Genomic DNA, 4,384 nt, shown 5'->3' on the forward strand with positions numbered 1-4,384 from the left:
GGAAGTTTTCTCATGGGTTCCCCAGAAAACGAAGTTGAAAGACTTAACAGTGAAAGTCCTCAACATCAAGTAACTCTTCAAGCTTTTTATATTAGTAAATACCCTATTACTCAAAACCAATATCAAGCAATTATGGGAAAAAATCCTTCTCACTTTAAAGGAGGAAACCATCCAGTAGAAAAAGTGACATGGCATAACGCCACAGAATTTTGTCAAAGACTCTCTGAAAAAACTGGGAAAATTTATAGACTGCCCAGTGAAAGTCAATGGGAATATGCTTGTCGCGCAGGTACAACTACTCCTTTTTATTTTGGAGAAACTATAACGTCTGAGTTAGTTAACTACAACGGTAACTATATTTATGGCAAAGCTCCTAAAAGTAAACATCTAGAAAAAACAACCGAAGTAGGAATTTTTCCTCCCAATGCTTTTGGTTTATACGATATGCACGGCAATGTCTGGGAATGGTGTCTGGACATTTGGCACAATAACTATAATAGTGCGCCTACTGATGGAAGTCCCTGGGAAAGTGAAGGAGATAGTAGTCAACGACTTCTTCGTGGTGGCTGTTGGAACATCCATCCTCGGTTTTGTCGGAGTGCCCGCCGTATTAGGAATAATGCTGACTACTACGGCACCTACTGGGGTTTCCGCATTCTCTTGTTACTTGATTTTCAGCAAAAGTTTCAAAATACAGGGGAAATATTGTCATTTATAAACCAAACTTATCCAACAGAAAAAAAGTTTACCCCTCCACTACAAATATCTCAAAAATCAACAGCACCACCCATTATTAATGAAACTTCTCCACCACAAACATTTCTCAATTCAATACCAGAATCAGAAAGAGGAGAAATATTTACTTTTGAAGTAGTGACTGTTAATAACTCTGGCAAAATAATCAACCGTACTCCTGGTAATGCCAGACAAAAAATAGAAGATTTAGGTAATGGTATTAAATTAGAAATGGTTTATATTCCTGGGGGAAGTTTTCTCATGGGTTCCCCAGAAAACGAACAGGGAAGAAGCTCTGATGAAAGTCCGCAACATCAAGTAACTCTTCAACCTTTTTATATGAGTAAATACCCTATTACTCAAGAACAATATCAGGCTATTACCAAAGAAAATCCTTCTCACTTTAAAGGAAAAAGTCGCCCAGTTGAAAATGTGACATGGTATGACGCCACAGAATTTTGTCAAAGACTCTCTGAGAAAATTGGAAAAATTTATAGACTGCCCAGTGAAAGTCAGTGGGAATATGCTTGTCGTGCAGGTACAACTACTCCTTTTTATTTTGGAGAAACTATAACGTCTGAGTTAGTTAACTATGACGGTAATTATCCTTACGCTAATACCCCTAAAGATAAATATCGAGGAGAAACAACCGATGTGGGAAGTTTTCCTCCAAATTCTTTTGGTTTATACGATATGCACGGCAATGTCTGGGAATGGTGTTTAGATATTTGGCACATTAATTATGATGGTGCGCCTAATGATGGAAGTGCTTGGCAAACTAGGGGAGATAGTAACATAAAAGTCCTTTGTGGTGGTAGTTGGTCTAACTCTTCTTGGAATTGTCGGAGTGCTAGACGTTACGACAACGATGGCGACAATTTTATCTACTACAGAGGTTTTCGGATTGTCTGGTATACCTCGGAAGTAAGAAATTCTTTGGATAAAATGACTGTGGATACAACTAACAAAATATTTCAAAATCCTGGGGAAATATCCTCCCTTGTTAACCAGACTTATCCAACGGAAAAAAAGTTAACCCCTCCACTACAAATATCCAAAAAATTAACAGCACCACCCGTTATTAATGAAAACTCTCCACCACAAACATTTCCAGAATCAATACCAGAAACAGAAATAGGAGAAATATTTACTTTTGAAGTAGTAGCTGTCAATAATTTTGGCAAAATAATCAACCGCACCCCCCGTAATGCTAGACAAAAAATAGAAGATTTAGGTAATGGTATTAAATTAGAAATGGTTTATATTCCTGGAGGGAACTTTCTCATGGGTTCCCCAGAAAATAAACCACGGAAATACTATATAGAAAGTCCGCCACATCAAGTTACTCTTCAACCTTTTTATATAAGTAAATACCCCATTACTCAAAATCAATATCAAGCAATTATGGGAGAAAATCCTTCTAACTTTAAAGGAGGAAACCATCCAGTAGAAAAAGTGACATGGCATAACGCTACAGAATTTTGTCAAAGACTTTCTGTAAAAACCGGGAAAACCTATAAACTACCCAGTGAAAGTCAGTGGGAATATGCTTGTCGCGCAGGTACAACTACCCCTTTTTATTTTGGAGAAACTATAACCTCTGAGTTAGCTAACTACAATGGCAACTATATTTATGGCAAAGCTCCTAAAAGTAATTATCTACAAGAAACAACAAATGTAGGAATTTTTCCTCCTAATGCTTTTGGTTTATATGATATGCACGGCAATGTCTGGGAATGGTGTCTGGACATTTGGCACAATAACTATAATGGTGCTCCTAATGACGGAAGTGTTTGGAAAAGAGGAGAAAGTATTAATCAAAGAATTATCCGTGGTGGTAGTTGGAACAATAATCCTAACCATTGCCGGAGTGCCTTCCGCTTTAACAACTATTTTGACAACTACATCATCAACTTGGGTTTCCGCGTTCTCTTGTTACCTGATTTTCAGAAAAAGTTTCAAAATATAGGAGAAATATCCTCCCTTATTAACCAGACTTATCCCACAGAAAAAAAGTTTACCCCTCCACTACAAATATCTCAAAAATTAACAGCACCACCCGTTATTAATGAAACTTCTCCACCAGAAACATTTCTCACATCAATACCAGAATCAGAAATAGGAGAAATATTTACTTTTGAGATAGCAACTGTCAATAATTTTGGCAAAATAATCACTCGTACTCCCGGTAATGCCAGACAAAAAATAGAAGATTTAGGTAATGGTATTAGATTAGAAATGGTTTATGTTCCTGGAGGAAGTTTTATTATGGGTTCCCCAGAAAACGAAGAACGAAGATTTAATACAGAAAGTCCTCAACATCAGGTTACTATTCAACCTTTTTATATGAGTAAATATCCTATTACTCAAGAACAATATCAAGTCATTATGGATAACAATCCCTCTCATTTTAAAGGAAGAAATCGCCCTGTAGAAACTGTAACATGGTACAACGCCACAGAATTTTGTCAAAAGTTATCCCAGAAAACAACAAAAACTTACAGTTTGCCCAGTGAGAGTCAGTGGGAATATGCCTGTCGAGCACGAACAACTACTCCTTTTTATTTTGGAGAAACTATAACGTCTGAGTTAGTTAACTATAACGGTAACTATACTTATCGAGATGCTCCTAAAGGTAAATATCAAGAACAAACAACAAATGTAGGAAGCTTTCCTCCTAATGCTTTTGGTTTATATGATATGCACGGCAACGTCTGGGAGTGGTGTCAAGATATTTGGCATGGTAATTATGAGGGTGCGCCTAATGATGGTAGTGCTTGGCAGGATAAGGAAATAGATAGTTCTCCACTGCGGGGTGGTTCTTGGTACGATAATCCCGAGTTCTGCCGTTCTGCTATTCGCGTCAGTTACTTTGGTCGCGTCTTCCGTTACAACTACTTTGGTTTCCGTATTGTCTGTAGTCCTCATTATTCCTCATAGACATCAGAGCGATCGCCACCTAACCTCATATATATGTAAATATTCATTCTGTGAAGCTCTAAAAAAATCAGCTAAGGATTTGCCTTGCATTTTCTCTAAAATCGCGATAGTATTTATTTATAGGTTGTTGCTCGCCCATGTTATTGATTTCTTAGTCAACACAAAAACTAAGTTTTTGAGGTTGCTAAATTTAGTATGAATACTTGCCCAGCTAAAAATATAGAAAATTCTGTTCATAACCACAAAACAGTCAACCTATCAACCAGTCGAAAAATGAAGAAAGGAAAATTAGTCATTCATCTAAAAGTAAATTAAGAGCGATCGCCTCTCAAAACAAGCTGAAATAACGTCCGTACAGAGCAGAGAGTAGGATATGAACAAGCACAAAATATTGACCCCATCAGTTGTACCACATTTAGTCTGAAATCTGTCATAAATTATATTTATACCTAAATTAATAGCGATCGCCCCGTTAAACTATTTTTTCCTACATTTATATGTCAATGCTTTTATATTTGATCGGCAAACCCTAATTAGAGATGGATAAAAAGTCCAATTAAACTGCATTCGCTAATGCAATTTGAGATGTGAGAAGTTCCACTGCAGCTTGATATTGTTTGTCATCTTCTGTGGTAACTTGGTAAGGCAAAATCGGGTCTTGTTCCACAACAATATCAGGCATAATTCCTTGTTTATTAATATCTTTATG

The 4,384-nt window shown here is 36.9% G+C and carries 2 protein-coding genes; one reads left to right on the forward strand and one right to left on the reverse strand.

The features are described from left to right. On the forward strand, window positions 1–3,675 hold a 3,675-nt coding region (locus AC3DU7_RS26465; RefSeq protein ID WP_488042254.1), incomplete at its 5' end, for a formylglycine-generating enzyme family protein. Window positions 3,676–3,986: 311 nt separating this feature from the next. Here the strand turns inward: AC3DU7_RS26465 and AC3DU7_RS26470 are convergent. Next, a complete protein-coding gene (locus AC3DU7_RS26470) occupies window positions 3,987–4,109 on the reverse strand; it encodes a hypothetical protein (protein WP_488042255.1) in 123 nt (40 codons plus the stop codon). Window positions 4,110–4,384: the final 275 nt, after the last annotated feature.

Source organism: Okeania sp. (assembly GCF_983059655.1).

Bases quoted from the DNA above. Each gene is read 5' to 3' on its own strand.
- AC3DU7_RS26470 (WP_488042255.1), bottom strand. From the start codon at position 4,109: ATGACAGATTTCAGACTAAATGTGGTACAACTGATGGGGTCAATATTT.